We start from the raw sequence: 23,772 nt of genomic DNA on the forward strand, positions 1-23,772 counted from the left end.
TTCCATGACAACCGCTACCGAACTGCCGGCCTCTGACCCGTCCAGCGTGACCACCTCGCCCGGCCTGCCCGGTGCCGGGGTGCCGGACCAGGCCCCGGTGACCATGCTGAACCCGGACTTCCCCTTCAGCTACGACCACTACCTGTCCCACCCGGACGGACTGGGATCGGTCCCGCCGGAACTGCACGGCACCGAGGTCGCCGTGGTGGGCGCCGGGCTGTCCGGGCTGGTCACTGCGTACGAGCTGATGAAGCTCGGGCTGCGTCCGGTGCTGTATGAAGCGGACCAGCTTGGCGGACGCCTGCGCACCGCCAGCTTCCCGGCGGCTCCCGATGTGGTGGCGGACCTGGGCGGCATGCGGTTCCCGGTGTCCGGCAAGGCCTTCTACCACTACGTTGACCTGCTGGGGCTGGAAACGCAGGACTTCCCCAACCCCCTGGCCCCGGCAACCTCCAGCACCGTGATCGAGCTGGCAGGGCAGAAACACTACGCCAACACCTCCGCGGACCTGCCGCCCTTCTTCCGCGAAGTGGCCGACGCCTGGAAGGCCGCCGTGAACGACGGCGCGCAGTTCACGCAGATGCAGGAGGCCATCCGGGCGCGGGACACGGCCCGGATCAAGGAACTGTGGAACGAGCTTCTCCCGGAGCTCGACGAGGAGACCTTCTACGGCTTCATCGCCAGCAGCAACGCGTTCCGGAAGGCCGGCTTCGCGCACCGCGAGGCGTTCGGCCAGGTCGGCTTCGGCACCGGCGGCTGGGACACCGACTTCCCCAACTCGATCCTGGAAATCCTGCGCGTCGTGTACACCGACGCCGACGACCATCACCGCCTCATCGCCGGCGGAGCGCAAAGGCTCCCGGAGGCACTGTGGCGGCACACGCCGTCGGGCATGGTGCACTGGCCGGAGGGGACGTCCCTGGCGTCCCTGCACTCCGGCTCGCCGCGCGGCGCCGTCGAACGGATCAGCCGCGACGCCGACGGCAACCTCCGCGTCCGTGAGCGGTGGGGGAGGGAAGCGTCCTACCCGGCCGTGGTCACCACCTGCCAGTCGTGGCTGCTGTCCACCCGGATCCATACGGAGGAGGCACTGTTCCCGGCCGAGCTGTGGACGGCGATCGAGCGCTCGCACTACATGCAGTCGTCCAAGACGTTCGTGATGGTGGACCGGCCGTTCTGGAAGGACATCGACCCGGAAACCGGCAGGGAGGTGCTGTCCATGACCCTGACGGACCGGCTCAACCGCGCCACCTACCTCTTGGACAACGGACCAGACCAGCCCGCCGTGATCCTGCTGTCCTACACGTGGAACGACGACGCGCTGAAGTGGCTGGCGCTCAACGCCGATGAACGGGTGGAGCTGATGCTGCACTCCCTCGAGCAGATCTACCCCGGGGTGGACATCGCCAGCCACATCGTGGGCCAGCCCATCACCGTCTCCTGGGAGGCCGACCCCAACTTCATGGGCGCCTTCAAGGCGAACCTGCCCGGCCACTACCGCTACCAGCAGCGGCTGTTCACGCACTTCAAGCAGGACAGGCTGCCGGAGAGCCAGCGCGGCATCTTCCTCGCCGGCGACGACGTCTCGTTCACCGCCGGCTGGGCCGAGGGCGCCGTGACCACGGGCCTTAACGCGGTGTGGGGCGTGGTGAACCACCTCGGCGGCTCCTCGGCACCCGGCAACCCCGGGCCCGGCGACCTGCTGGATGAACTGGGCCCGATCAGCCTGGACTAAGCCCGGGGCACCCAGCCAGGCAGCACGTCAGGGCGTTCCCGGCGCCGGGAACACCCTGTGCTGCGGCCTACCTGGGCGCGTGCATCTCCCGGTGCGCCTGGGCGAGGTCGCGGTAGTGCGCGGCGTTGCCCTTCACGCCGTCGAACTCCTCATCGCTGAGTTCGCGGCGCACCTTGGCCGGGACCCCGGCCACCAGCGAGCGGGGCGGGACTACCGTCCCTTCCAGCACGACGGCGCCGGCCGCCACGAGCGAGCCGGCGCCGATCACTGCTCCATTCAGGATGGTGGCGCTCATGCCGATAAGGCAGTCGTCCTCGACGGTGCAGCCATGGACGACGGCGCTGTGCCCGACGCTGACACGGGCGCCGACGCTGCAGGGGAAGCCGGGGTCGGCGTGCAGCACCACGTTGTCCTGCAGGTTGCTGCCGGCGCCCACGGTGATGGCGGCGGTGTCCGCGCGGACCGAAACGCCGTAGAACGCGCTGGAATCCTCGGCGAGCGTGGCGCGGCCGATGACCGACGCCGTCGGCGCAACGAAAACGGAAGGGTGGATGTCCGGGGTGTCACCGGCAAAGGGGTAAATGGGAGCCATGCCCCCAAGCCTAGGACACCAATGACGCATCGGACCCGCCCGGCTGGCGCTCCCGCCGGAGTACAGTCAGTGGGCTCCGCCGACGTTCAGGACGACGACGCCGGCCACCACCAGGCCGATGCCCAGGATCTTCGTCAGGTTCAGCTCTTCACCGAGGAACATGGCGCCGATGGCCACGATGGCAACCGTTCCGAGGCCTGACCACAGGGCATAGGCGACCCCGACCGGCACACTCTTGACCACCTGTGACAGCAGGACGAAGGCCACCCCATACGAACCCAGGCACAAGACGCTGGGCCACAGCCGGGTAAATCCTTCCGTGGACTTCAGCAGGCTGGTGCCCAGAACCTCCACAGCGATCGCCAGCGCCAGATAGACATACCCCACGAAGATTCGTCCTTTCCCCACCGCCGGAACAGTTGCCGGCGTGCCGCCAGCAGAGCCCGGCGAAACATTCCATCCTAAGCGGCCGGACACGCCGCATCGGAATCGGATGAACGTGGAAGGCAGGATGCCGGGGCCATGCGGGCAGGTGCCGCGCCCATGCCGGCAGGTGCCGGGGGAGACAGCAAAGTGCCGGAGAAGACAGCGTCAGGGCAGAACGACGGCGATCGGCGCACCCGGTTGTGCCACGCGCTCAAGCTCCCGGACGACGTCGTCAGCCTCCTCCGCGGTGAGGCCCTCCAGCGACTGGACCGCCCAGATCGCCGGAAATGTGTTCGCGGCGAAGGGCAGGGACGTCGGATCTGCGACCGACACGCTCAAGCGGCGGGCCATGGCGTACCGGACGTTGCCGTCGAAGGGATCCACGCCCGTGTAGTGGATGCCAGCCTGGACGAACCTGAGCCCGTCGTCGCCCGGGCCGCAGCACACGTCCAGCACGGCGTGCCTGCCCTGGGCCTTGAGCAGGGCGATGAATGGTTCCAGCGAAGTTTCTGTCAGCAGAGTCATCGTGTTAACCAGTCTTGGTTAAAAGCCGCCGCCACGGAACCCACGAAGGGACCGCGGCGGCGAAGGGGTTGCTCAGTTGAAGACGACCGTCCGGTTGCCGTCCAGCAGCACACGGTGTTCGGCATGCCACTGCACGGCCTGGGCCAGGGTGCGGCCTTCCACGTCCCGGCCCATCTGCACCAGCTGCTCCGCCGTCCGCGAGTGGCTGACCCGGATGACTTCCTGCTCAATGATCGGGCCCTCGTCCAGCGCGGCGGTGACGTAATGCGCGGTGGCGCCGATCAGCTTCACGCCGCGCGCATAGGCCTGGTGGTACGGCTTGGCGCCTTTGAAGGACGGCAGGAAGGAGTGGTGGATGTTGATCGCCTTGCCGGTCAGCTCGGTGCAGAGGTCGTCGGAGAGGACCTGCATGTAGCGGGCCAGGACGGTCAGTTCGACGCCCTCTTCGGCGATGATCTTGCGCAGCTGGTCCTCGGCCTGGTCCTTGGTCTCGGGCGTCACCGGGATGTAGTGGAACGGGATGCCGTAGAACTCGGCCAGCCCGGCCAGGTCGCGGTGGTTGGAGACGATCGCGGGAATCTCGATGGGCAGGGTCCCGGAGCGCTGCAGGAACAGGAGGTCGTTCAGGCAATGGGCCGACTTGCTGGCCATCAGCAGGGTGCGGACCTTGCGGCCCACGGGGTTCAGGGTCCACTGCATGCCGAAGGCTTCGGCCACGGGTTCCAGGGCGGCGACCACCTCGTTCTGGGAGGCCTTGGTGGTGGCTTCCACGCGCATGAAGAAGGTGCCGGTGGTCTCGCTGCCGTACTGCTGGGAATCCATGATGTTGCAGCCCGCCACGAGCAGGGCGCCGGCAACGGCGTGCACGATTCCGGGGCGGTCAGGGCAGGAGAGGGTAACGACATACGATTTGGCGAGCTGGTCTTCATTCACGAAGAACAGCCTACCCGCGCGTTGGTCCCGCTTTTGATAGTGTGGTGGCGTCGCAACTGGCGTTTGGGTGGCTAACCACCAGGGAGCGGCACTCACGAAGACCACGGATCGTACGCCTGGGCCGAGGGTCATGTTTTGCCGGTAGCGCTGCTTTTCGAAGAGCAGCCACCCAGTGCGCTGCGGCGCCCTTATATGGACCTGCGCCCGGAACTCTTCCGGATGATGGTCAACGAGGGGCGGAGCAACGTTCCAGCCGGTAGCCTGACCTTTAGCAGTGCCCATCCCTAGCCAGGAGTTCTTCGTGACCACTTCACCGACTTCCGTTAGCACCTCCTCCGTCAGCAACCAGCCGCTGGCCGAACTCGACCCCGAGATCGCCGCGGTCCTGGACCAGGAGCTTGGCCGCCAGCGCGGCACCCTGGAAATGATCGCCTCCGAAAACTTCGCCCCGCGCGCGGTCATGGAAGCCCAGGGCTCCGTGCTGACCAACAAGTACGCAGAGGGCTACCCGGGCCGCCGGTACTACGGTGGCTGCGAGTACGTTGACGTCGCCGAGCAGCTGGCGATCGACCGGGTCAAGGCCCTGTTCGGTGCCGAGTACGCCAACGTCCAGCCGCACTCCGGCGCGCAGGCCAACGCTGCCGCGCTCTCCGCAATGATCAACCCCGGTGACAAGATCCTGGGCCTGTCCCTGGCCCACGGCGGACACCTCACCCACGGCATGAAGCTCAACTTCTCCGGCAAGCTCTACCAGGTTGCCGCCTACCAGGTGGAGCAGGACAGCTTCCGGGTGGACATGGACAAGCTGCGCGAGCAGGCCATCGCCGAGAAGCCGCAGGTGATCATCGCCGGCTGGTCCGCCTACCCGCGCCACCTCGACTTCGCAGCCTTCCGCTCCATCGCCGATGAAGTCGGCGCCCTGCTCTGGACGGACATGGCCCACTTCGCCGGCCTCGTCGCAGCAGGCCTGCACCCGAGCCCGGTGCCGCACTCCGACGTCGTGACCTCCACGGTGCACAAGACCCTCGCCGGTCCCCGCTCCGGTGTGATCCTCGCCAAGGAACAGTGGGCCAAGAAGCTGAACTCCAGCGTCTTCCCGGGCCAGCAGGGCGGGCCGCTGATGCACGTCATCGCTGCCAAGGCCGTGGCCTTCAAGATCGCCGGCAGCCAGGAATTCAAGGAGCGCCAGGAGCGCGTCCTGGAAGGCGCCAAGATCATCGCCGACCGCCTGAACCAGGCCGACGTCGCCGAAGCCGGAGTCTCCGTCCTCACCGGCGGCACCGACGTGCACCTGGTGCTGGTGGACCTGCGCAACTCCCAGCTGGACGGCCAGCAGGCCGAGGACCTCCTGCACTCGGTGGGCATCACCGTCAACCGCAACGCCGTGCCGTTCGACCCCCGCCCGCCGATGGTCACCTCCGGCCTGCGCATCGGTACCCCGGCACTGGCCACCCGCGGCTTCGGCGCCACCGAGTTCACGGAGGTTGCCGAAATCATCGCCACCGCGCTGAAGGCCGGCTCCGGCACCGACGTTGAAGCCCTGCAGGCCCGCGTGGACAAGCTCGCAGCCGACTTCCCGCTGTACCCGCAGCACGAGCAGTGGTGATCCATGACTGAAACCGCAAAAACCGCGCAGATCCTTGACGGCAAGGCTACCGCCGCTGCCATCAAGGCCGAGCTGACCGCACGCGTGGCCGCACTCAAGGCCAAGGGCGTCACCCCGGGACTGGGCACCATCCTGGTGGGGACTGACCCCGGCAGCACCTGGTACGTGGGCGGCAAGCACAAGGACTGCGCCGAGGTGGGCATCAACTCCATCCGCCGCGACCTGCCCGAGGAAACCACCCAGGACGAGCTCCTTGACGTGGTCCGCGAACTGAACGAAAACCCCGACTGCACGGGTTACATCGTCCAGCTGCCGCTGCCCAAGCACATCGACCAGGACGTCATCCTGGAGGCCATGGATCCGGACAAGGACGCCGACGGCCTGCACCCGATGAACCTGGGCCGGCTCGTGGCCAACATCAGCGGACCGATGAAGTCCCCGCTGCCCTGCACCCCAAAGGGCTGCGTGGAACTGCTCAGCCGGCACGGCATTGACCTGAAGGGCAAGCGCGTCCTCGTGGTTGGCCGCGGCGTGACCATCGGCCGGCCGGTGGGCCTGCTGCTGACCCGCAAGGACGTCAACGCCACCGTGGTGCTGGCGCACACCGGCACCGCCGACCTGCCCGCCGAACTCCGGCAGGCCGACGTCGTGATCGCTGCGGCTGGTGTGCCGCACCTGGTCAAGGCGGAGGACCTGAAGCCCGGTGCCATCGTGCTCGACGTCGGTGTGAGCCGCGTTGACGACGGCAGCGGCAAGGCGGTGGTCACCGGGGACGTGCACCCCGATGCCGCCGACGTCGCCGCCTGGCTGTCCCCGAACCCGGGCGGTGTGGGTCCGATGACCCGCGCCATGCTCCTGGCCAACGTGGTGGAAACCGCGGAACGCCAGGCGGGGATCTCCTAGCCTGAGCTTGCGAGGTTAGGGCGCGAACGGCGCGTAGGGAGCTTACTCCTCCGGGAGTAGGCTCCCTACGCCGTTAAGCCGACGACGGGCACTGCCTTCCCGGCTAGGCTCGGAGATATGCAGCGCCGTTTCCGGGGACCGCCCACAGCGGCCATCGTGGTTGCGGTGGCCGTCATCGAGGTGGTGGGCACGGTCTTCGCTTCCGCCCGGCAGCCCGACCACCGGGCGCCGGATGCCCTTGGCTTCGTCCTGCTGCTGGCCGGGCCCGCCTCCCTGTCACTGCGGCGCCGCGCCCCGCTGGTGATGCTTCCTGCCGCGGCCGCCTCCGTAGGGGCGTACCTGGCCCTCGGCTACGCCTGGGGCCCGGTGTTCCTGTCCCTGGCGCTGGCATTCGTGCTTTCCGCCGCGGCGGGGAAGCGCTGGCAGACCTGGGCCGTAGCCGGCGCCTGTGCATCGGTCCTGGTGGCAGCAGCGGCGGCCAGCGGGGACGAGTTCGCCCTGGTCCGGGCGTTTGCCGGCACGTCATGGCTGGCCATCCTCGTGCTGATGGGGGAGGGCATCCGGCTGCGGACCGAACGGGTGGCGGAACGCCGCCGCCAGCGTGAGGCCCGCGAACAGGCTGCCCGTGACGAGTACCGGCTGGCCCTCGCCCGGGACATCCACGACGTCGTTGCCCATTCCCTGTCGCTGATCAACGTCCGCGCCTCCGTGGCGCTGCACCTGGGGGAGAAGGACCCCGCCCAGTTCCGCCCGGCACTGGAGGCCATCAAGGCGGCGAGCAAGGATTCCCTGGCCGAGATCCGCCAGCTTCTGGGCGTGCTCCGTGAGGACGCCCCGCTGAAGCCCGCGCCGCCGCCCCGGCTGGACCGCGTTCCCGCGCTTGCCGATGACGCGCGCCGCGCCGGGCTCGAGGTCGGCCTGACCCAGCCGGACACAGCCGCCGTGCAGCAGCTCCCGGACACCGTCCAGGAGGCCGCATACCGGATCGTCCAGGAGGCACTGACCAACGTGGTGCGCCATTCCGGGGCCCGGAAGGCCGCCGTCGTTTTGGCACTGGAGGGCACGGCACCGGACGGGAAGCCCGGAAAGCAGCTCACCGTGACCATTGACGACGACGGCGCCGGGGCCGCCGGAGTGCCGGAAGGCAACGGTGTGACGGGGATGCGGGAGAGGGCGGCCGCCGTGGGCGGTTCGCTCTCCTTGGCGCCGCTGACCCCTGCGCTGCCGCGCCCCGGCTGGCGGGTCCGGGCGGTGATTCCGCTGGCCGGGTCCCTGGCAGGGCTGCCGCCGGAGCCGGAACGGGAGACGCGATGATCCGCATCCTGCTGGCCGACGACCAGACACTCATCCGGGCCGGCTTCCGGGCGCTCCTGAACGCCGAACCGGACATGGAGGTGGTGGCCGAGTGCGGCACGGGAGGCGACGCCGTCCGCCTCGCCTCCCGGGAGCGTCCCGACGTCGTGCTGATGGACATCCGGATGCCCGGGACGGACGGCCTGGAAGCCACCCGGCAAATCATGGCGGACCGCGGCCTCGCCGGCACGCGCATCATCATCCTCACCACCTTCGAACTGGATGAATACATTGCGGAGGCGGTGCGGGCCGGGGCAGCAGGGTTCCTGGTGAAGGACACCGAACCCGAGGAGCTGCTCCGCGCCGTGCGCGTGGTCCACGACGGCGACGCCCTGCTCTCGCCGTCGGTCACCCGCCGGATCATGGCCCAGCTGGCGCTGCAGTCCCGGGCCACGGCGGCTCCGGTATCCCTGGAGAACATCACCGAACGCGAACGCGAGGTCCTGAAGCTCGTGGGCGAGGGCCTGAACAACGCCGAGATCGCGGAGCGGCTGGTGATCACCCCGCTGACCGCCAAGACCCACGTGTCCCGCATCATGACCAAGCTGCTGGTGCGCGACCGGGCCCAGCTCGTGGTGCTGGCCTACGAGTCGGGCCTTGTCCGCCCCGGCTGGGCAGGATAGGGCTGCAGACGCCAGCTTCGGCCTCCCGGCGGAGGGCAGCAGAACCGGACGGCCAGCTCCCAACGCTCTCTCACTCCCTGCACCAAAACCACCGATCCTCTTTCATTAGCTGCAGGTTTTGCGCCGACGCTCTATCAGTCGGTACAGGCGTCGTCACCGGGAGGCGGCAGGGAGTGAGAGAGGGTCGCCGTGAAAGTTGCAGGGAGTGAGAGAGGATCGCCTTAAAACCTGCAGGGAGTGAGAGAGGGTCCATAAAGATTGGATCGGCTGGGGCAGCAGGAGGCTGCCTCCCGGCGGAGTACGTGCGGCACCCAAGGTGACTCCCGGCGTCGGACGACCCGCCGCCGTCGGAAAGCCAGACTCGAAGCAGAGCCGAAAGACGGCCCGTACCGAATTTTTGGAGCATGACATGACTTCATCCCTAGCCACCGTTTTCGCCGTCCAGCCGGCGCAGTTCCTGGCCGGTTCCGTCGCCCACGGCCCCTGGGGCGCAGGCTACTGGCCGTGGTTCCTGGTGTTCCCGCTGTTCTGGATCCTGGTCATTGGCCTGCTGATCTTCTTCGCCAGGCGCACGTGGCGCAGGAACGACGAGTGGGCCACCACCCGCGGCGGGGAAAGCGTCCTGCGGGAGCGTTACGCGCGGGGCGAGATTGACGAGACCGAATACCGCCAGCGGCTCGAGGTCCTGCGGGGCAGCCCGCGGGGAAACCGCCGATAACCGCGGCGGGTGTGGGCCCCGTTGCTGCTCGGAGGTTTTGAGATTTAGCTATTCCTTTGGCTAACGCCGCGTACTAGCGTAATGGGGTGCCCGAACTCCATTCCGCCGAAGGAACGTCCAAGAAGCCTGTGCCCGCTCAAGAAACAGGGCCCGCGGTGCCCGCCGCGCCGCGGTACGTGATTACCGCGGAGAACCTGACCAAGACCTATGGCGACGTCACCGCCGTCGACGGCATTTCCTTCAGCGTTCCGGCGGGGGAGTCCTTCGGGCTGCTCGGGCCCAACGGCGCGGGGAAGTCCACCACCATGAAAATGATCGGCGGGGTGTCCCAGCGGACCTCCGGGCGCCTGACCATCATGGGGCTGGACCCCGAGCGGAACGGGCCCGAGGTACGCGCGCACCTGGGCGTGGTGCCGCAGCAGGACAACCTGGACGAGGAACTCAAGGTCCGGGACAACCTGCTGGTCTACGGCCGCTACTTCGGCCTGCCCATGAGCTACCTCAAGCCCAAGGCCGACGAACTGCTCGAGTTCGCGCAGCTGACGGACAAGGCCAAGTCCAAGGTGGATGCCCTGTCCGGCGGCATGAAGCGCCGCCTCACCATCGCCCGCTCGCTCATCAACGAGCCCCGCATCCTGCTGCTGGACGAGCCCACCACCGGCCTGGACCCGCAGGCACGGCACATCTTGTGGGACCGGCTGTTCCGGCTGAAGGAGCAGGGCGTCACGCTCATCCTCACCACCCACTATATGGACGAGGCAGAGCAGCTGTGCGACCGGCTGATCGTGGTGGACAAGGGCCGGATCATGGCCGAGGGCTCGCCGGCATCGCTCATCCGCGACTACTCCACGCGGGAGGTCCTGGAGCTGAGGTTCGGTTCGGAGCGCAACGCCAGCATCGGCGCCGAGCTCGAGGGCATCGGCGAACGCCTGGAGACGCTGCCGGACCGGGTGCTGATCTACACACACGACGGCGAGGCGGCGCTGGAGGAAGTCTCCGCACGCGGGCTGCGGCCGCTGACCTCGCTGGTGCGCAGGTCTTCGCTGGAGGACGTGTTCCTCCGGCTCACCGGCAGGAGCCTCATTGACTGAGCCATCGCCTGCCTCCGCCGGCGTCAGTTCACCGGAAAGTCCGACGGCGGGACGCACCTTGCGCGCCCACCCTCCTGAGGTGTCGGCCGCCAAAGCGCGGCGCTGGGGCGCCTTCTACTACGCCGAGCAGGTCCTGCGCGTCATGAAGGGCTACGGCTGGTCCATCTTCCTGTACAGCGTGGGCCAGCCCGCGGCGTACCTGTTCGCGATGGGCGTCGGCCTGGCCACCCTGGTGGACGCCAACGGCGCCGCAGCGTTCGGCGAGGTCAGCTACATCGCCTTCATCGCGCCGGCCCTGCTCGTCTCCGCCGCGGTCATGACCGCCGCCAACGAGTTCACGTTCCCGGTGATGGACGGCTTCAAGTGGCGCCGGGTCTACTACGGGCCGCACGCCTCGCCGCTGACCCCGGAGCAGATCGCGGCCGGGCAGATCATCGCGGTCACCCTGCGGTTCCTGCTGCAGTCCGTGATCTACTTCGTCCTCGTGGCCATGTTCGGCGCATCGCCCAGCGGCTGGGGCTGGGTTTCAGTGCTGGTGGCCACCCTGGCCGGGCTCTCCTTCGGCCTGCCGCTCATGGCCTACGCGGCATCCATCAAGGAGGACAAAGGCCAGTTCGCGATGGTGATGCGGTTCATCGTCATGCCGCTGTTCCTGTTCTCCGGCACGTTTTTCCCGCTGGACACGCTGCCCGTGCTGGTCCGCTGGATCGGCTGGATCTCGCCCATCTGGCACGGCACGGAGCTGGGGCGGGTGATGACGTTCGGCTACGAGGAATCCCCGGTGCTGACCATCCTCCATGTCCTGTTCCTGCTGGGGCTGGCCTGGTTCGGCTGGCTCCTCACCGAGCGCCAATTCGCGAGGAGGATGGGGCAGTGACAGTCCTGACGCAGGGCCACGCTGTCACGGAGGAAGCCCGGAACCGGCGCTTCGGCCCGCTGTACTCGCGCAACGCCCGCGCGGTGATCGGGCGCGGGCTGATGGCCACCAAGAGCAACAACTGGCTGGTCATGCTGTCCGGGTTCTTCGAGCCGGTGCTGTTCCTGATTTCGATGGGCGTCGGAATGGGGGCCGTGGTGGGCTCTGTCGCCGGCCCGGGCGGCCAGGAGATCAGCTACGCGGCGTATATCGCACCGGCGCTCTTGGCGGTCTCTGCCATGAACGGGGCGGTGTACGACTCCACCTGGAACGTCTTCTTCAAGATGAACTTCGCCAGGCTCTACCAGGGGATGCTGTACACCTCACTGGGACCGCTGGACGTGGCCATCGGGGAGATCTTCCTGGCCCTGCTGCGCGGCCTGCTGTACGCCACCGGGTTCACGGCGGTCATGGGCGTGATGGGCCTGATCACCACCCCCTGGGCGCTGCTGATGATCCCGGCGTCGGTGCTGATCGCCTTCGGGTTCGCCAGCTTCGGCATGGGCATCACCAGCTTCATGAAGACCTTCCAGCAGATGGACTGGGTGAACTTCATCATGCTGCCGATGTTCCTGTTCAGCGCCACCTTCTATCCGCTGAGCGTCTACCCGCAGTACATCCAGTGGCTGATCCAGGCCATGCCCCTGTGGCACGGCGTGGAACTGCTGCGCCAGATCAGCGCCGCCTCCTTCACACCGGCCACCGCCATCCACGTGGGCTACTACCTGGTGATGATCGTGCTGGGTCTCATGCTCACCACCGGCAGGCTGCGCAGCCTCTTCCTCAAGTAGCGTTCGCCGCCGGTGGAAGCGTCCTGGGGAGCTCCGGGGATTTGAGAGAATAGCTCCATGCAATCTCTGGGCAGCTCCAAGTCTTCATCCACCCCGGGCCGGGGAGGGTTCTCCATGTTCCGCATCAGCGGCCCGGGCCTGCTGGTCCTGATCACCGCTTTCCTGGTGGCAGTGATCTTCGCCGCCAACCAGAACGACGTCGTCGGCTGGGTCGTTGCTGTCATCGCACTGTTCTGGCTGGCGCTGGCGTCCTTCGTGGTGTTCAGCATCCAGCGGGCGGCCAAGAAGGCCGGGGCGAAGCTCAACGAGGCGCACAACGCGTTCAACGCGGCAACCGGCCGCGCGCCTGCCACGGCAGACCAGGGCGGAACCCGGCTGGTCCGCGAACGCGGTGAAGCGGAGGAACTCCGCGACATGAAGCTCGACCACTCCTTCAAGATCGTGCAGGTGCAGGTGCGCGTGGTGGAGCAGGAGCGGGCCAAGGGCGCAGCCGCGGACCAGGACACCATCCGCCGCGCCCTGGAGACCATCGAAATCACCGCCACCAACGCCCGTGACATGATCAAGTCGTCCGGTGGCTCCGGCGAGCCCGTGACCGGAACCATCATCGACTAGAGTGGGACGGGTGAGCTCGGCATTGAAGAAGGACCACCTTCGCATCGCAACAGTCAACGTCAACGGCCTCCGCGCTGCCTACAAAAAGGGCATGGCCGAATGGCTGGCGACCCGCGAAGTGGACATCCTCACGCTGCAGGAAGTCCGGGCACCTGACGCCATCGTCCGCCAGCTCATCGGCGAAGGGTGGTACATCCTGCACGCCGAAGCAGAGGCCAAGGGCCGTGCCGGCGTCGCCATCGCCTCCCGTGAGGAGCCCCTGGTCACCCGCGACCACATCGGCGACGACTACTTCGCCACGGCCGGCCGCTGGGTGGAGGCGGACTTCCGGGTCCGCGACGCCGAAGGCAACGCGTCCCAGCTGACCGTCGTGAGCGCCTACGTGCACTCCGGCGAGGCCGGCACCCCCAAGCAGGACGACAAATACCGTTTCCTGGATGTCATGAGCACCCGCCTGCCCGAGCTCACCAAGCACAGCGACCACGCCCTGGTCACCGGTGACCTGAACGTCGGTCATACCGAGCTGGACATCAAGAACTGGAAGGGTAACGTCAAGCGTGCCGGCTTCCTGCCGGAGGAGCGTGCCTACTTTGACCGCTTCTTCGGTGAGGAGATCGGCTGGAAGGATGTTCACAGGGGCCTGGCGGGCAACGTCAACGGCCCCTACACCTGGTGGTCGCAGCGCGGCCAGGCGTTCGACAACGACACCGGCTGGCGCATCGACTACCACCTGGCCACCCCCGACCTCGCGGCCGCCGCAGTGCAGGCCGTCGTGGACCGGGCGCCGTCGTGGGACACCCGCTTCTCTGACCATGCCCCGCTGGTAGTGGACTACCGGCTCTAGTTCCAAAGGCTTCGACGAATGACTTCCACCCCAACCGTGACCGACGCCGCCGCTGCGCAGCCGGAAGCCGCAAACGGCACCGGGCCTGCTGCCGGAATCCGCCACCGCATCCTCTCCGGCATGCAGCCGTCCGCCGACTCCCTGCACCTGGGGAACTACCTCGGCGCCCTCGTGAACTGGGTACGGATGCAGGATGAGTACGACGCCATCTTCTTCATCCCGGACCTGCACGCGATCACCGTTCCGCAGGACCCCGCGGAGCTGGCTAAGCGGACGCGCGTCACGGCGGCCCAGTACATCGCCGGCGGCGTGGACGTCAACAAGTGCACCCTGTTCGTCCAGTCCCAGGTGCCCGAGCACGCCCAGCTGGCCTGGGTCCTGAACTGCATCACGGGTTTCGGCGAAGCTTCCCGCATGACGCAGTTCAAGGACAAGTCGCTCCGGCAGGGCTCGGACTCCGCCAGCGTGGGCCTGTTCACCTACCCGATCCTCCAGGCCGCGGACATCCTGCTCTACCAGCCGCAGGGCGTTCCGGTGGGCGAGGACCAGCGCCAGCACGTGGAGCTCAGCCGCGACCTCGCCACCCGGTTCAACTCGCGCTTCGGCAAGACGTTCACGGTTCCGGAACCCTTCATCCAGAAGGAATCGGCCAAGATCTACGACCTGCAGCTTCCCACGGCCAAGATGTCCAAGTCCGCGGAGTCGCCCGCCGGCCTGATCAACCTGCTCGACGACCCCAAGGTCACGGCCAAGCGGATCAAGTCCGCCGTGACCGACGCCGAGACGGAGATCCGCTTCGACCGGGAAACCAAGCCCGGCGTGTCCAACCTGCTGACCATCTACTCGGGCATCACCGGGCAGACCGTGGAGCAACTGGTCAAAGCCTACGAAGGCAAGATGTACGGCCACCTGAAGGTGGACCTCGCCGAAGCGGTGACCGAACACCTGACCCCCATCCGCGACCGTGCCAACGAACTGCTGGCGGACCCTGCGGAGCTGGACCGCCTGCTGGCCCACGGCGCGGACAAGGCCCGTGCGATTGCCGCCGAGACCCTCCAGGACGTCTATGCCAAGACCGGTTTCCTTCCATATGCCGGAGCCCGTTAGCAAGATGCCGGCCCCGAAGCCCGCCAACAGCGGAGTCAGCGAAGGAATGAGCCTCGGGGTCATTCTGGGCTTCCCGCCTGAAATCGCTGAGGAACTGCAGCGGTGGCGGGCCTCCTTCGGGGACCCCATGGCCACCGTCATCCCTGCGCACATCACCCTCGTGACCACCACCCCCACGCAGGACTGGGAGACGGCCAGGGACCATGTGCGCGAGGTGGCCCGGACGCAGGCCCCCTTCATGGTGACCATCTGCGGAACGGGATCTTTCCGGCCCGTCTCCCCGGTGGTTTTCATCAACGTGGAGGAGGGCTTCCAGGAGTGCGTTGATCTGCACGAGAAGCTCCAGACCGGGCCGCTGGCACGGGAGCTGCCCTTTCCGTACCATCCGCATGTGACCATTGCCCACGACGTCGCACCGGAAAGCCTCGATGAGGCCGAAACGGTGCTGCAGGACTACAGGGCAACCTTCCCGGTGGTTAGCATGGGACTTTATGAGCACGACACCGACGGTATTTGGCAGCTACGGGAAGAGCTTGACTTTGGTACCGAACCAGACGACGAACGGGACGCCATCCGAGCACCAAACGCCGACGGCGCCACCGCCGCCCACTGAGCGCGCGCAGCTGAAGCTGGAGGTCATCCGCAAGCGGGTGGAGTGGGGCAAAGCCCGCCGGTCCGGCAAGGGCGCCTTTCCGCAGCTCATGGCCCTGGTCCAGTGGCTCCAGGCCCGCCTCAACGCCTTCCGCCCCATGCGGGCCTGGCAGCACTACACGCTGCAGCACGGGCCGCTGATGAGTGCCGGCACCGGCTTCAACATGTTCTTTTCCATCACCGGCCTGCTGACCACCGGTTTCTCCATCGCGGGCCTCGTGCTCCGGGGCCAGCCGGCGCTCCTGGACCGGATCGTTGCCAGCGTGGCCGAAAGCGCCCCGGGCCTGCTGAAGGTCGACGGCGGCGAGGGACTGGTGGACCCGAAGGACCTCCTGAACCCCGACGGGCTGGGGTGGACGGCGGTCATCGCCGCGATCGTCACCGTCATCACGTCCCTCGGCTGGATCGCCGGCCTCCGCGAGGGTCTGCGCGGTGTGATGATGCTGGGCCCGCTTCGGCTGAATCCCGTGGTTATCAAACTGCGCGACGCCGGGACGCTGCTGCTGCTCGGCGTCGCCCTGGTCATCAGCTCCGGTGCGTCCCTCGTGTTCGGCACTGCGGCGGGCTGGGCGATGGAGCAACTGCGCCTGGACCGGGCGGTGGCCGGACCTGTGGCGGCGCTGGTCAAGATCGCCGTGCCGCTTGTCCTGAACTGGATCACCGCGCTCATCATGTTCCGGCTGGCCGGCGGCCTCAAACTCTCCCGGCGGGCGCTGCTGGAGGGAACCATCCTGGCTGGCGTGGGCACCACGGTCCTGCAGGTCTTCAGCACGGAACTGCTCGCCGGGGCTGGCCGCAACCCGATCCTGGCGCCGTTCGCCATCATCATCGGGCTGCTGATCTGGTTCAATCTGGTCAGCCAGGTCTACCTCGTGTCCGCGTCCTGGGCGGCCATCCGCGAGGAGGACCTGAAGGCCGCTCCGGCAGCCAAAACCACCGGCTGGGGTGCACGGCAGGTGCAGCCCGGAAAGACGCCGGTGGAACGGCACCATCCGGCCGATCATCCTCGCCCCGTGGGCGTCAGTGTCCGGCGTCGAGGTACTGGTCGGCCCACGCCGCGATAATCTTCGCCGCCCGTGCTGCCTGGCCCTTGCCGGTCAGCAGGTGGTCGCTGCCCTCCAGCGAGACGAAGTTCCGCGGATGGCGGGCGGTCTGGAAGATGGTGCTGGCATTCTCGATGCCCACGGTGTTGTCCGTGGGGGAGTGCAGGACCATGAGCGGCTTGTGCAGCCGCCGGATGCAGTCCGTGAGGTCGGCGTTCTCCAGGTCCTCCACGAAGTGCCGGCGGATCTCCACGCGCTTGCCGCCCAGGTCCACCTCGGCGCTGCCTTCGCTGAGGATCTTGTCCAGGGCCGCATCGAAGACGTGCGCCACGTGCTTGGGGGAGAAGGGTGCACCCACCGTGGCAACTGCGTCGAGTTCAGGGATTTCGGACGCCGCCGCAAGGACAGCGGCGCCGCCGAAGGAATGCCCCACGAGCAGGGAAATGGCCCGCCCCTCGGCCCGCATGTACTCCGCCGCGCGCACCGTGTCCGCCACCTTGTGGCTGAAGGAGCCCGCGGACCACTGCCCGGCGGAGCCGCCCAGGCCCACATTGTCGAACCGGAGCATGCCGATCCCGTTGTCCGCGAGGGCCTTGCACATCCGGGACGCCGCAGGGCTGTCCTTGCCCAGCGTGAAGCCGTGCGAGAAGACGCCCCAGCCCTTCACCGGGCCTTCCGGCACATCGAGGATGCCGGAGAGCAGCTCACCGGTGGTGCCTTCGAAGGAGACTTTCTCGGAGCGGTGCATCTGTTTTCTCCTTGCTTGTAAAACAACGACGGCGCCGCTCACCGTACGTTTTCCGCACGGGGTGGGCGACGCCGTCGTACTCTTTTATCCGCTGGTCAGCGGTCCCTAGATCTTACGGGCCAGGATGGCCTGCTTGACCTCTGCGATGGCCTGCGTGACCTGGATGCCGCGGGGGCATGCCTCGGAGCAGTTGAAGGTGGTGCGGCAGCGCCACACGCCTTCCTTGTCGTTGAGGATCTCCAGGCGCATGTCGCCGGCGTCGTCACGGGAGTCGAAAATGAAGCGGTGGGCGTTCACGATCGCTGCCGGGCCGAAGTACTGGCCGTCGGTCCAGAACACGGGGCAGGACGAGGTGCAGGCGGCGCACAGGATGCACTTGGTGGTGTCGTCGAAGCGCTCACGGTCCTCGACGGACTGCAGGCGTTCCTTGGTGGGCTCGTGGCCCTTGTTGATGAGGAACGGCATGACCTCGCGGAAGGACTGGAAGAACGGCTCCATGTCCACGATCAGGTCCTTCTCCACCGGCAGGCCCTTGATGGGCTCAACGGTGATGGGCTTGGACGTGTCCAGGTCCTTCAGCAGGGTCTTGCAGGCAAGGCGGTTGCGGCCGTTGATGCGCATGGCATCGGAACCGCAGACGCCGTGGGCGCAGGAACGGCGGAACGACAGGCTGCCGTCCACGTCCCACTTGACCTTGTGCAGCGCGTCCAGAACACGGTCCGTGCCGTACATGGTCAGCTTGAAGTCGTCCCAGCGGGCTTCGCCGGAAACCTCGGGGTCATAGCGGCGAACGCGCATGGTGATGTCGAATGTCGGGATTTCCCCGCCGCCGCCAACACCGGCGGGAAGTTCGATCTTGGAGGCTGGCTCAGCAAGTTCAGCGGACATATTAGTACTTCCTCACCATCGGCTCGTAGCGCGTAAAGACAACCGGCTTGGTGGCAAGCCGGACACCGGCAATTGCCTCCTCCGCGGAACCGTCGGCCGGTGCATGGTCTTCTTTGTACGCCATGGAGTGCTTCATGAATTTTTCGTCGTCGCGGTCCGGGAAGTCCTCGCGGAAGTGGCCGCCGCGCGATTCCTCACGGTACAGGGCAGCAACCGTCATGACCCGGGCCAGTTCCAGCAGGAACCCGAGTTCAACGGCTTCCAGCAGGTCAAGGTTGAAGCGCTTGCCCTTGTCCTGGACGTTGATGCGGGTGTACCGCTCCTCGAAGGACTCGATGTCCCTGAGGACCTGGTTGAGCGTCTCGGCGGTGCGGAACACCTGCATGTTGGCGTCCATGGTGTCCTGCAGTTCCTTGCGGATCGCGGAGACCTTCTCGGTGCCGTTCGCGTTGCGGGCGACGTCCAGCAGCTGGTTGGTGAACCCTTCCGGGTTCTCCGGCAGCTCCACGAAGCCAGCGGTCTTGGCGTACTCCGCGGCGGCGATGCCGGCACGCTTGCCGAACACGTTGATGTCCAGCAGGGAGTTGGTGCCCAGGCGGTTGGAGCCGTGCACGGAAACGCAGGCCACCTCGCCGGCGGCGAACAGGCCCGGAACCACGGTGTCGTTGTCCTGCAGGACCTCCGTGGCGATGTTCGTCGGGATGCCGCCCATGGCGTAGTGCGCCGTCGGGAAGACCGGAACCGGCTCCGTGTAGGGCTCCACGCCGAGGTAGGTGCGGGCGAACTCGGTGATGTCCGGCAGCTTGGCGTCGATGTGCGCCGGCTCAAGGTGCGTCAGGTCAAGGAGCACGTAGTCCTTGTTCGGTCCGCAGCCGCGGCCTTCGCGGACCTCGTTGGCCATGGAGCGGGCCACGATGTCACGCGGGGCGAGGTCCTTAATGGTGGGGGCGTAGCGCTCCATGAAGCGTTCACCCTCGGAGTTGCGGAGGATGGCGCCCTCACCGCGGGCGGCCTCGGACAGGAGGATGCCCAGGCCTGCCAGGCCGGTCGGGTGGAACTGGAAGAACTCCATGTCCTCCAGGGGGATGCCGCGGCGGAACGCGATGCCCATGCCGTCACCGGTGAGGGTGTGGGCGTTGGAGGTGGTCTTGAAGACCTTGCCGGCGCCGCCGGAGGCGAACACGACGGACTTGGCCTGGAAGACGTGCAGCTCGCCGGAGGCGAGGTCGTAGGACACGACGCCGGCAACGCGCTTCTGCTTGTACGGCGTGCCGTCCTCGCGGACGGCGTCTTCCTCGACCGTCAGGAGGTCCAGGACGTAGTACTCGTTGTAGAACTCAACGTTGTGCTTGACGCAGTTTTGGTACAGGGTCTGGAGGATCATGTGGCCCGTGCGGTCGGCGGCGTAGCAGGCGCGGCGCACCGGAGCCTTGCCGTGGTCACGGGTGTGGCCGCCGAAGCGGCGCTGGTCGATGCGGCCCTCGGGCGTGCGGTTGAACGGCAGGCCCATCTTTTCGAGGTCCAGCACGGCGTCGATGGCCTCCTTGGCCATGACCTCGGCGGCGTCCTGGTCAACCAGGTAGTCGCCGCCCTTAATGGTGTCGAAGGTGTGCCATTCCCAGTTGTCTTCCTCGACATTGGCCAGGGCAGCACACATGCCGCCCTGCGCCGCACCCGTGTGGGAGCGGGTGGGGTAGAGCTTGGTCAGTACTGCTGTTCGCGCACGCTGACCGGACTCGATCGCGGCGCGCATCCCGGCGCCACCGGCACCGACGATGACGACGTCGTACTTATGGACCTGCATACCAGACGCTCTTTCTCTCTAAATTCGCAATAAAACAGCGGGCGGTCTGAGCCGTCTCCGCACAAAATTGCGGCCCGCCAATCGATGGCGGGCCGCCACGGGATGCTACGCGGGGCAGAAGCCGCCGGGCAGCTGGACGCCGTCCACAACCGGGCACGGGTTGAAGGTGAAGATCACCAGGGTGCCGAGGATGATGATGACGGCGGAGGCTGCGTAGAGGACCATCTTGAGCCAGAAGCGGGTGGAATCCTTCTCGGCGTAGTCGTTGATGATGGTGCGCACGCCGTTGGTGCCGTGCAGCATGGCCAGCCACAGCATGGCGAGGTCCCAGAACTGCCAGAACGGATCTGCCCACTTGCCGGCAACGAAGCCGAAGTCGATGGCGTGGATGCCCTCGCCCACCAGGAGGTTAACGAAGAGGTGGCCGAAGATCAGCACAACCAGGACCACGCCGGAGAGGCGCATGAACAGCCAGGCCAGCATTTCGAAGTTGCCGCGCGAGTTGCCGTTGCGGCGGTACTTCGGGGCGATCCTGCCGGACTCGGGCTTGCCGATGATCTGTCCGCTGCGAGGGGACTGGATCTCAGTTGCGGACATGGCTTAGTGACCTCCGAGCGCGAGGGACAGGTGGCGGATGGCGAAGGCGACCATGGTGACGACCCACAGGCCCAGTACCACCCAGAGCATCTGACGCTGGTACTTGGCGCCCTTCTTCCAGAAGTCGACGGCGATGATCCGCAGGCCGTTGAAGGCGTGGAACACGATCGCTGCGACGAGGCCCGTTTCACCCAGGGCCATCAGCGGGTTCTTGTAGGCACCGATTACGGCGGTGTAGGCCTCAGGCGACACCCTCACCAGCGAGGTGTCGAGCACATGGACCAACAAGAAGAAAAAGATCACTACACCCGTAATACGGTGTCCAACCCAGGACCACATGCCTTCACGGCCGCGGTACAAGGTGCCAGCTGGTTTCGTCGGCACTGAATAAACCTCCCTGAACACAGCGGCGCTGGCGCGGGATCCACGCCGGGGGAAACGCCTGCTGCGAGAGCACTCGTAGCTCAGGCCTAAATCTAGGCTTCGCTTACAGCTTATTCAATTCAGGTGGTCCTTGCCCGCCACGTACTGTACGGATTTTCGGCTATTTTGAGACAAACACCACATTTGCTGCCACTGTATTCGCCTGCGGCAGGGCGCCGAAGGGGCACGTTGAGGTGCTTCGGCTAAAGTAGGCCTTGATGAGTAACGACAAAGTGACAAGCCAGGACTCACCTCTCAGCCGTTTTATCGCTGTGATTCCTGCAGGTGGTGTGGGGACCCGCCTCTGGCCTCTGTCGCGTGCAGCAGCTCCCAAATTCCTCCACGACCTCACGGGGTCCGGCAGCACGCTCCTGCGTGCCACCTACGACCGCCTCGAACCGCTGGCCGGAAACCGCGTCCTGGTGGTCACCGGCGTGGCGCACCGCAATGCCGTGTGCAGCCAGCTGCCCGAGGTGCAGGACGGCGACCTCGTGCTCGAGAGCGAGCCCAAGGACTCCGGTGCCGCGATCGGCCTGGCCGCAGCCATCCTGCACCAGCGTGATCCGGACGTCATCATGGGCTCCTTCGCCGCGGACCACGTGATCAGCCCCGACGGTCTCTTCCAGGACACCGTCCGTGAGGCCATCCACACCGCCGCCGCCGGCAAGATCGTAACCATCGGCATCAAGCCAACGCACCCCTCCACGGGCTTCGGCTACATCCGGTCAGGAGACTCACTGCGCATTCCGGCGGCCCCCAACGCGCAGGCTGTGGTGGAGTTCGTGGAGAAGCCGGACGAGGACGTTGCCCAGCAGTATGTGGACAGCGGCGACTACGTCTGGAACGCGGGCATGTTCGTGGCGCCCGTTTCCCTCATGCTCAAGCACCTGGAAGCGAACCAGCCCGAGCTGTTCAACGGCCTGCAGGAGATCGCCCAGGCGTGGGACACGCCGCAGCGTGACGAAGTCACCGCGCGGATCTGGCCCACGCTGCCCAAGATCGCCATCGACTACGCGGTAGCCGAGCCTGCAGCGGCGGCCGGGGACGTCGCCGTCGTACCCGGATCCTTCCGCTGGGACGACGTCGGTGACTTCGCCTCCGTCGGCCGGCTGAACAGCGCCAAGGAAGTGGACGAGGTGACTGTCCTCGGCGAGGGCGCCCGTGTGTTCACCGAAAACGCCAGCGGCGTGGTGGTCTCGGACACCAAGCGTGTGATCGCACTGATCGGCATCAAGGACGTCGTGATCGTGGACACCCCGGATGCGCTGCTGGTCACCACCAAGCAGCATTCGCAGCGGGTGAAGCAGGCCGTGGACGCGCTGAAGGCCAGCGGCGACACCGACGTCCTTTAAGGGCCCTGATCTTCCTGGCGACGGGTGAACCGGGAACGGCGAACGCGTAACGCGGAGAAGGCGATGCCGCTAATTTTTCCGGCATCGCTAGAGTTGAGGTGTGCGCAATTACACTACTGAAGCTGAGCCGACCGCCCTGGTGGAACCGTGGCTCGAGCCCCTGCTGCCGGAACTGATCGATTTTCGCCGTGACCTGCATGCGCACCCCGAACTGTCCTTCCGGGAATTCCGGACCACGGACAAGCTGGTGGAGCGGCTCGAGGCGGCCGGCCTCCAGCCCCGCCGGCTGGAGGGCACCGGCCTGACCGTGGACATCGGCGAGGGCCCGATCGCCACGGCGCTGCGCGGCGACATCGACGCCCTGCCGATTATCGAGGAAACGGGACTGCCGTTCGCCTCGAAGAACCACGGCGTCACGCACGCCTGCGGCCACGACGTGCACACCACCACCATGCTGGGCATCGCCCTGGTGCTGCACCGCATGCACCAGGAATCCCCGCTCGGCGGATCCGTGCGCATCATCTTCCAGCCCGCCGAGGAAACCATGCCCGGCGGCGCCCACTCCTGCATTGAGCAGGGCGTGCTGGAGGGCGTGCCCCGCATCCTGGCGCTGCACTGCGACCCGCGCATTGAAGTGGGCAAGATCGGCACCCGCATCGGCGCCATCACGTCGGCCTCCGACACCATCAGGATTGAACTTTCGGGCCGCGGCGGGCACACCTCGCGCCCGCACCTGACCGAGGACCTTGTTTTCGCGCTGGCCCAGATTGCCGTGAACGTGCCGGCCGTCCTGTCCCGCCGGGTTGATGTCCGCAGCGGCGTCTCGGTGGTGTGGGGGCACATCTCCGCCGGCTCGGCACCCAACGCGATCCCCGGCACCGGATACATGGCGGGAACCATGCGCTGCCTGGACCGCGATGCGTGGCACAGCGCCGGCGAACTGCTGGACGAGGTGGTGCACCAGGTGGCCGCCCCTTACGGCGTCGACGTCCGGCTGGAGCACACCCGGGGCGTTCCTCCGGTGGTCAACTCCGAGCACGAGACGGCCTTGATCGAGGCCGCGGCACGCGCCGAGATCGGCGAGGGTGCCGTGGTGCTGACGCCCCAGTCCATGGGCGGGGAGGACTTCGCATGGTTCCTCGCCGAGCTGCCGGGGGCCATGATGCGCCTCGGCACCAAGACTCCCGGCGGCGAGGAGTACGACCTCCACCGCGGCGACTACATCCTGGATGAGCGTGCCCTCGGATACGGCATCCAGGTCCTGACCGCCGCAGCGCTCCGCACCATCCGCGACCTCTAGCTTCAGGGACAGGCGCGAAAGTACAGTTGTGGCCCTTGGGAAGCGCTTCCCAGGGGCCACAAGTGTACGTTCGCGCTTGGCGTGTTTAGCCGGCCCGAGTTACCCGGACTTGGGGCAGGACACTAAAGTGGGCTCATGAGTGCGCTGCTGCGCACCCGGGTGCCGGCCCTCGGCACCCCGTACGCCAA

The 23,772-nt window shown here is 67.0% G+C and carries 25 protein-coding genes; 16 read left to right on the forward strand and 9 right to left on the reverse strand.

The window, feature by feature from the left end:
• The first annotated feature begins 4 nt into the window (after positions 1-4).
• The gene (locus tag ACFTR6_RS17225; protein WP_377958761.1) at positions 5-1,735 is read left to right on the forward strand and encodes a flavin monoamine oxidase family protein; all 1,731 of its coding nucleotides are present in this window, start codon (positions 5-7) and stop codon (positions 1,733-1,735) included.
• A 67-nt stretch (positions 1,736-1,802) separates the two neighbouring features.
• On the opposite strand, the gene ACFTR6_RS17230 is transcribed toward ACFTR6_RS17225, so the two are convergent.
• The 4 genes from ACFTR6_RS17230 to purU all read right to left on the reverse strand — a co-directional run bounded on the left by ACFTR6_RS17230 (position 1,803) and on the right by purU (position 4,211).
• Positions 1,803-2,327 (reverse strand): gamma carbonic anhydrase family protein, encoded by a 525-nt coding sequence (locus tag ACFTR6_RS17230; RefSeq protein ID WP_377958762.1) that lies wholly within the window; start codon positions 2,325-2,327, stop codon positions 1,803-1,805.
• 66 nt (positions 2,328-2,393) lie between these two features.
• Positions 2,394-2,714, reverse strand: a complete 321-nt coding sequence (locus tag ACFTR6_RS17235) for a multidrug efflux SMR transporter (protein WP_076798431.1) — start codon at positions 2,712-2,714, stop codon at positions 2,394-2,396.
• Positions 2,715-2,918: 204 nt separating this feature from the next.
• Positions 2,919-3,278: a class I SAM-dependent methyltransferase gene (locus tag ACFTR6_RS17240; protein WP_377958763.1), complete on the reverse strand. Its 360-nt coding sequence runs from the start codon at positions 3,276-3,278 to the stop codon at positions 2,919-2,921.
• A 72-nt stretch (positions 3,279-3,350) separates the two neighbouring features.
• Complete coding sequence (gene purU, locus ACFTR6_RS17245; protein ID WP_377958764.1) at positions 3,351-4,211, reverse strand: formyltetrahydrofolate deformylase; 861 nt, start codon at positions 4,209-4,211, stop codon at positions 3,351-3,353.
• A gap of 301 nt (positions 4,212-4,512) precedes the next feature.
• On the opposite strand from purU, the gene glyA reads away from it, so the two are divergent.
• The 13 genes from glyA to ACFTR6_RS17310 all read left to right on the forward strand — a co-directional run bounded on the left by glyA (position 4,513) and on the right by ACFTR6_RS17310 (position 16,493).
• Entirely contained in the window at positions 4,513-5,817 is a 1,305-nt protein-coding gene (gene glyA / locus ACFTR6_RS17250) for a serine hydroxymethyltransferase (protein WP_076798428.1), read from the forward strand.
• A gap of 3 nt (positions 5,818-5,820) precedes the next feature.
• Positions 5,821-6,720 (forward strand): bifunctional methylenetetrahydrofolate dehydrogenase/methenyltetrahydrofolate cyclohydrolase, encoded by a 900-nt coding sequence (locus ACFTR6_RS17255; protein ID WP_076798427.1) that lies wholly within the window; start codon positions 5,821-5,823, stop codon positions 6,718-6,720.
• Positions 6,721-6,837: 117 nt separating this feature from the next.
• The gene (locus ACFTR6_RS17260; protein ID WP_377958765.1) at positions 6,838-8,034 is read left to right on the forward strand and encodes a sensor histidine kinase; all 1,197 of its coding nucleotides are present in this window, start codon (positions 6,838-6,840) and stop codon (positions 8,032-8,034) included.
• Positions 8,031-8,696, forward strand: a complete 666-nt coding sequence (locus ACFTR6_RS17265) for a response regulator (RefSeq protein WP_377958766.1) — start codon at positions 8,031-8,033, stop codon at positions 8,694-8,696. The genes ACFTR6_RS17260 and ACFTR6_RS17265 overlap by 4 nt, the downstream gene beginning before the upstream one ends.
• A 409-nt stretch (positions 8,697-9,105) precedes the next feature.
• Positions 9,106-9,414 carry an SHOCT domain-containing protein gene (locus ACFTR6_RS17270; RefSeq protein WP_377958767.1) on the forward strand — a complete coding sequence of 103 codons (309 nt, stop codon included), beginning with the start codon at positions 9,106-9,108 and terminating at the stop codon, positions 9,412-9,414.
• A gap of 128 nt (positions 9,415-9,542) precedes the next feature.
• On the forward strand, positions 9,543-10,505 hold the full coding sequence (locus ACFTR6_RS17275; RefSeq protein ID WP_377958800.1) for an ABC transporter ATP-binding protein: 963 nt from the start codon (positions 9,543-9,545) through the stop codon (positions 10,503-10,505).
• Positions 10,498-11,382 carry an ABC transporter permease gene (locus tag ACFTR6_RS17280; RefSeq protein ID WP_377958768.1) on the forward strand — a complete coding sequence of 295 codons (885 nt, stop codon included), beginning with the start codon at positions 10,498-10,500 and terminating at the stop codon, positions 11,380-11,382. Before ACFTR6_RS17275 ends, ACFTR6_RS17280 begins: the two co-directional genes overlap by 8 nt.
• Complete coding sequence (locus ACFTR6_RS17285) at positions 11,379-12,212, forward strand: ABC transporter permease (RefSeq protein WP_076798421.1); 834 nt, start codon at positions 11,379-11,381, stop codon at positions 12,210-12,212. The genes ACFTR6_RS17280 and ACFTR6_RS17285 overlap by 4 nt, the downstream gene beginning before the upstream one ends.
• Positions 12,213-12,269: 57 nt before the next feature.
• On the forward strand, positions 12,270-12,827 hold the full coding sequence (locus tag ACFTR6_RS17290; RefSeq protein ID WP_087873649.1) for a hypothetical protein: 558 nt from the start codon (positions 12,270-12,272) through the stop codon (positions 12,825-12,827).
• 10 nt (positions 12,828-12,837) lie between these two features.
• On the forward strand, positions 12,838-13,671 hold the full coding sequence (locus tag ACFTR6_RS17295) for an exodeoxyribonuclease III (protein ID WP_076803502.1): 834 nt from the start codon (positions 12,838-12,840) through the stop codon (positions 13,669-13,671).
• An 18-nt stretch (positions 13,672-13,689) separates the two neighbouring features.
• Positions 13,690-14,778, forward strand: coding sequence for a tryptophan--tRNA ligase (gene trpS, locus ACFTR6_RS17300; RefSeq protein ID WP_076798419.1), 1,089 nt, complete (start codon positions 13,690-13,692; stop codon positions 14,776-14,778).
• 4 nt (positions 14,779-14,782) lie between these two features.
• Positions 14,783-15,391 carry a 2'-5' RNA ligase family protein gene (locus ACFTR6_RS17305; protein ID WP_377958769.1) on the forward strand — a complete coding sequence of 203 codons (609 nt, stop codon included), beginning with the start codon at positions 14,783-14,785 and terminating at the stop codon, positions 15,389-15,391.
• Between the two features lie 37 nt (positions 15,392-15,428).
• Positions 15,429-16,493 carry a YihY/virulence factor BrkB family protein gene (locus ACFTR6_RS17310; protein WP_377958801.1) on the forward strand — a complete coding sequence of 355 codons (1,065 nt, stop codon included), beginning with the start codon at positions 15,429-15,431 and terminating at the stop codon, positions 16,491-16,493.
• Here the strand turns inward: ACFTR6_RS17310 and ACFTR6_RS17315 are convergent.
• The 5 genes from ACFTR6_RS17315 to sdhC all read right to left on the reverse strand — a co-directional run bounded on the left by ACFTR6_RS17315 (position 16,450) and on the right by sdhC (position 20,893).
• Entirely contained in the window at positions 16,450-17,220 is a 771-nt protein-coding gene (locus ACFTR6_RS17315) for a S9 family peptidase (protein WP_076798416.1), read from the reverse strand. The two genes, ACFTR6_RS17310 and ACFTR6_RS17315, sit on opposite strands and share 44 nt — an antisense overlap.
• Positions 17,221-17,325: 105 nt before the next feature.
• Positions 17,326-18,108 (reverse strand): succinate dehydrogenase iron-sulfur subunit, encoded by a 783-nt coding sequence (locus ACFTR6_RS17320; RefSeq protein WP_076798415.1) that lies wholly within the window; start codon positions 18,106-18,108, stop codon positions 17,326-17,328.
• A gap of 1 nt (position 18,109) precedes the next feature.
• Positions 18,110-19,912: a succinate dehydrogenase flavoprotein subunit gene (sdhA, locus tag ACFTR6_RS17325; RefSeq protein ID WP_076798414.1), complete on the reverse strand. Its 1,803-nt coding sequence runs from the start codon at positions 19,910-19,912 to the stop codon at positions 18,110-18,112.
• A gap of 105 nt (positions 19,913-20,017) precedes the next feature.
• Complete coding sequence (locus ACFTR6_RS17330; RefSeq protein ID WP_087873646.1) at positions 20,018-20,509, reverse strand: succinate dehydrogenase hydrophobic membrane anchor subunit; 492 nt, start codon at positions 20,507-20,509, stop codon at positions 20,018-20,020.
• 3 nt (positions 20,510-20,512) lie between these two features.
• Positions 20,513-20,893 (reverse strand): succinate dehydrogenase, cytochrome b556 subunit, encoded by a 381-nt coding sequence (sdhC, locus tag ACFTR6_RS17335; protein WP_076798412.1) that lies wholly within the window; start codon positions 20,891-20,893, stop codon positions 20,513-20,515.
• A gap of 257 nt (positions 20,894-21,150) precedes the next feature.
• Between sdhC and ACFTR6_RS17340 the strand changes: the two genes are divergently transcribed.
• Positions 21,151-22,284, forward strand: coding sequence for a mannose-1-phosphate guanylyltransferase (locus tag ACFTR6_RS17340; RefSeq protein WP_076798411.1), 1,134 nt, complete (start codon positions 21,151-21,153; stop codon positions 22,282-22,284).
• Positions 22,285-22,384: 100 nt separating this feature from the next.
• A complete protein-coding gene (locus tag ACFTR6_RS17345; RefSeq protein ID WP_377958770.1) occupies positions 22,385-23,584 on the forward strand; it encodes an amidohydrolase in 1,200 nt (399 codons plus the stop codon).
• The last annotated feature ends 188 nt before the right edge of the window (positions 23,585-23,772 follow it).

The sequence above is a fragment of the Arthrobacter sp. NPDC057009 genome (assembly GCF_042673905.1).
Classification (GTDB): Bacteria; Actinomycetota; Actinomycetes; order Actinomycetales; family Micrococcaceae; genus Arthrobacter.

What these genes read in the sequence shown, in the direction of transcription:
- ACFTR6_RS17225 (WP_377958761.1), top strand. Translation starts at nt 5, where the DNA reads ATGACAACCGCTACCGAACTGCCGGCCTCTGACCCGTCCAGCGTGACC.
- ACFTR6_RS17230 (WP_377958762.1), bottom strand. Translation starts at nt 2,327, where the DNA reads ATGGCTCCCATTTACCCCTTTGCCGGTGACACCCCGGACATCCACCCT.
- ACFTR6_RS17240 (WP_377958763.1), bottom strand. Translation starts at nt 3,278, where the DNA reads ATGACTCTGCTGACAGAAACTTCGCTGGAACCATTCATCGCCCTGCTC.
- ACFTR6_RS17255 (WP_076798427.1), top strand. Translation starts at nt 5,821, where the DNA reads ATGACTGAAACCGCAAAAACCGCGCAGATCCTTGACGGCAAGGCTACC.
- ACFTR6_RS17260 (WP_377958765.1), top strand. Translation starts at nt 6,838, where the DNA reads ATGCAGCGCCGTTTCCGGGGACCGCCCACAGCGGCCATCGTGGTTGCG.
- ACFTR6_RS17265 (WP_377958766.1), top strand. Translation starts at nt 8,031, where the DNA reads ATGATCCGCATCCTGCTGGCCGACGACCAGACACTCATCCGGGCCGGC.
- ACFTR6_RS17270 (WP_377958767.1), top strand. Translation starts at nt 9,106, where the DNA reads ATGACTTCATCCCTAGCCACCGTTTTCGCCGTCCAGCCGGCGCAGTTC.
- ACFTR6_RS17290 (WP_087873649.1), top strand. Translation starts at nt 12,270, where the DNA reads ATGCAATCTCTGGGCAGCTCCAAGTCTTCATCCACCCCGGGCCGGGGA.
- trpS (WP_076798419.1), top strand. Translation starts at nt 13,690, where the DNA reads ATGACTTCCACCCCAACCGTGACCGACGCCGCCGCTGCGCAGCCGGAA.
- ACFTR6_RS17305 (WP_377958769.1), top strand. Translation starts at nt 14,783, where the DNA reads ATGCCGGCCCCGAAGCCCGCCAACAGCGGAGTCAGCGAAGGAATGAGC.
- ACFTR6_RS17315 (WP_076798416.1), bottom strand. Translation starts at nt 17,220, where the DNA reads ATGCACCGCTCCGAGAAAGTCTCCTTCGAAGGCACCACCGGTGAGCTG.
- ACFTR6_RS17320 (WP_076798415.1), bottom strand. Translation starts at nt 18,108, where the DNA reads ATGTCCGCTGAACTTGCTGAGCCAGCCTCCAAGATCGAACTTCCCGCC.
- sdhA (WP_076798414.1), bottom strand. Translation starts at nt 19,912, where the DNA reads ATGCAGGTCCATAAGTACGACGTCGTCATCGTCGGTGCCGGTGGCGCC.
- ACFTR6_RS17330 (WP_087873646.1), bottom strand. Translation starts at nt 20,509, where the DNA reads ATGTCCGCAACTGAGATCCAGTCCCCTCGCAGCGGACAGATCATCGGC.
- ACFTR6_RS17340 (WP_076798411.1), top strand. Translation starts at nt 21,151, where the DNA reads ATGAGTAACGACAAAGTGACAAGCCAGGACTCACCTCTCAGCCGTTTT.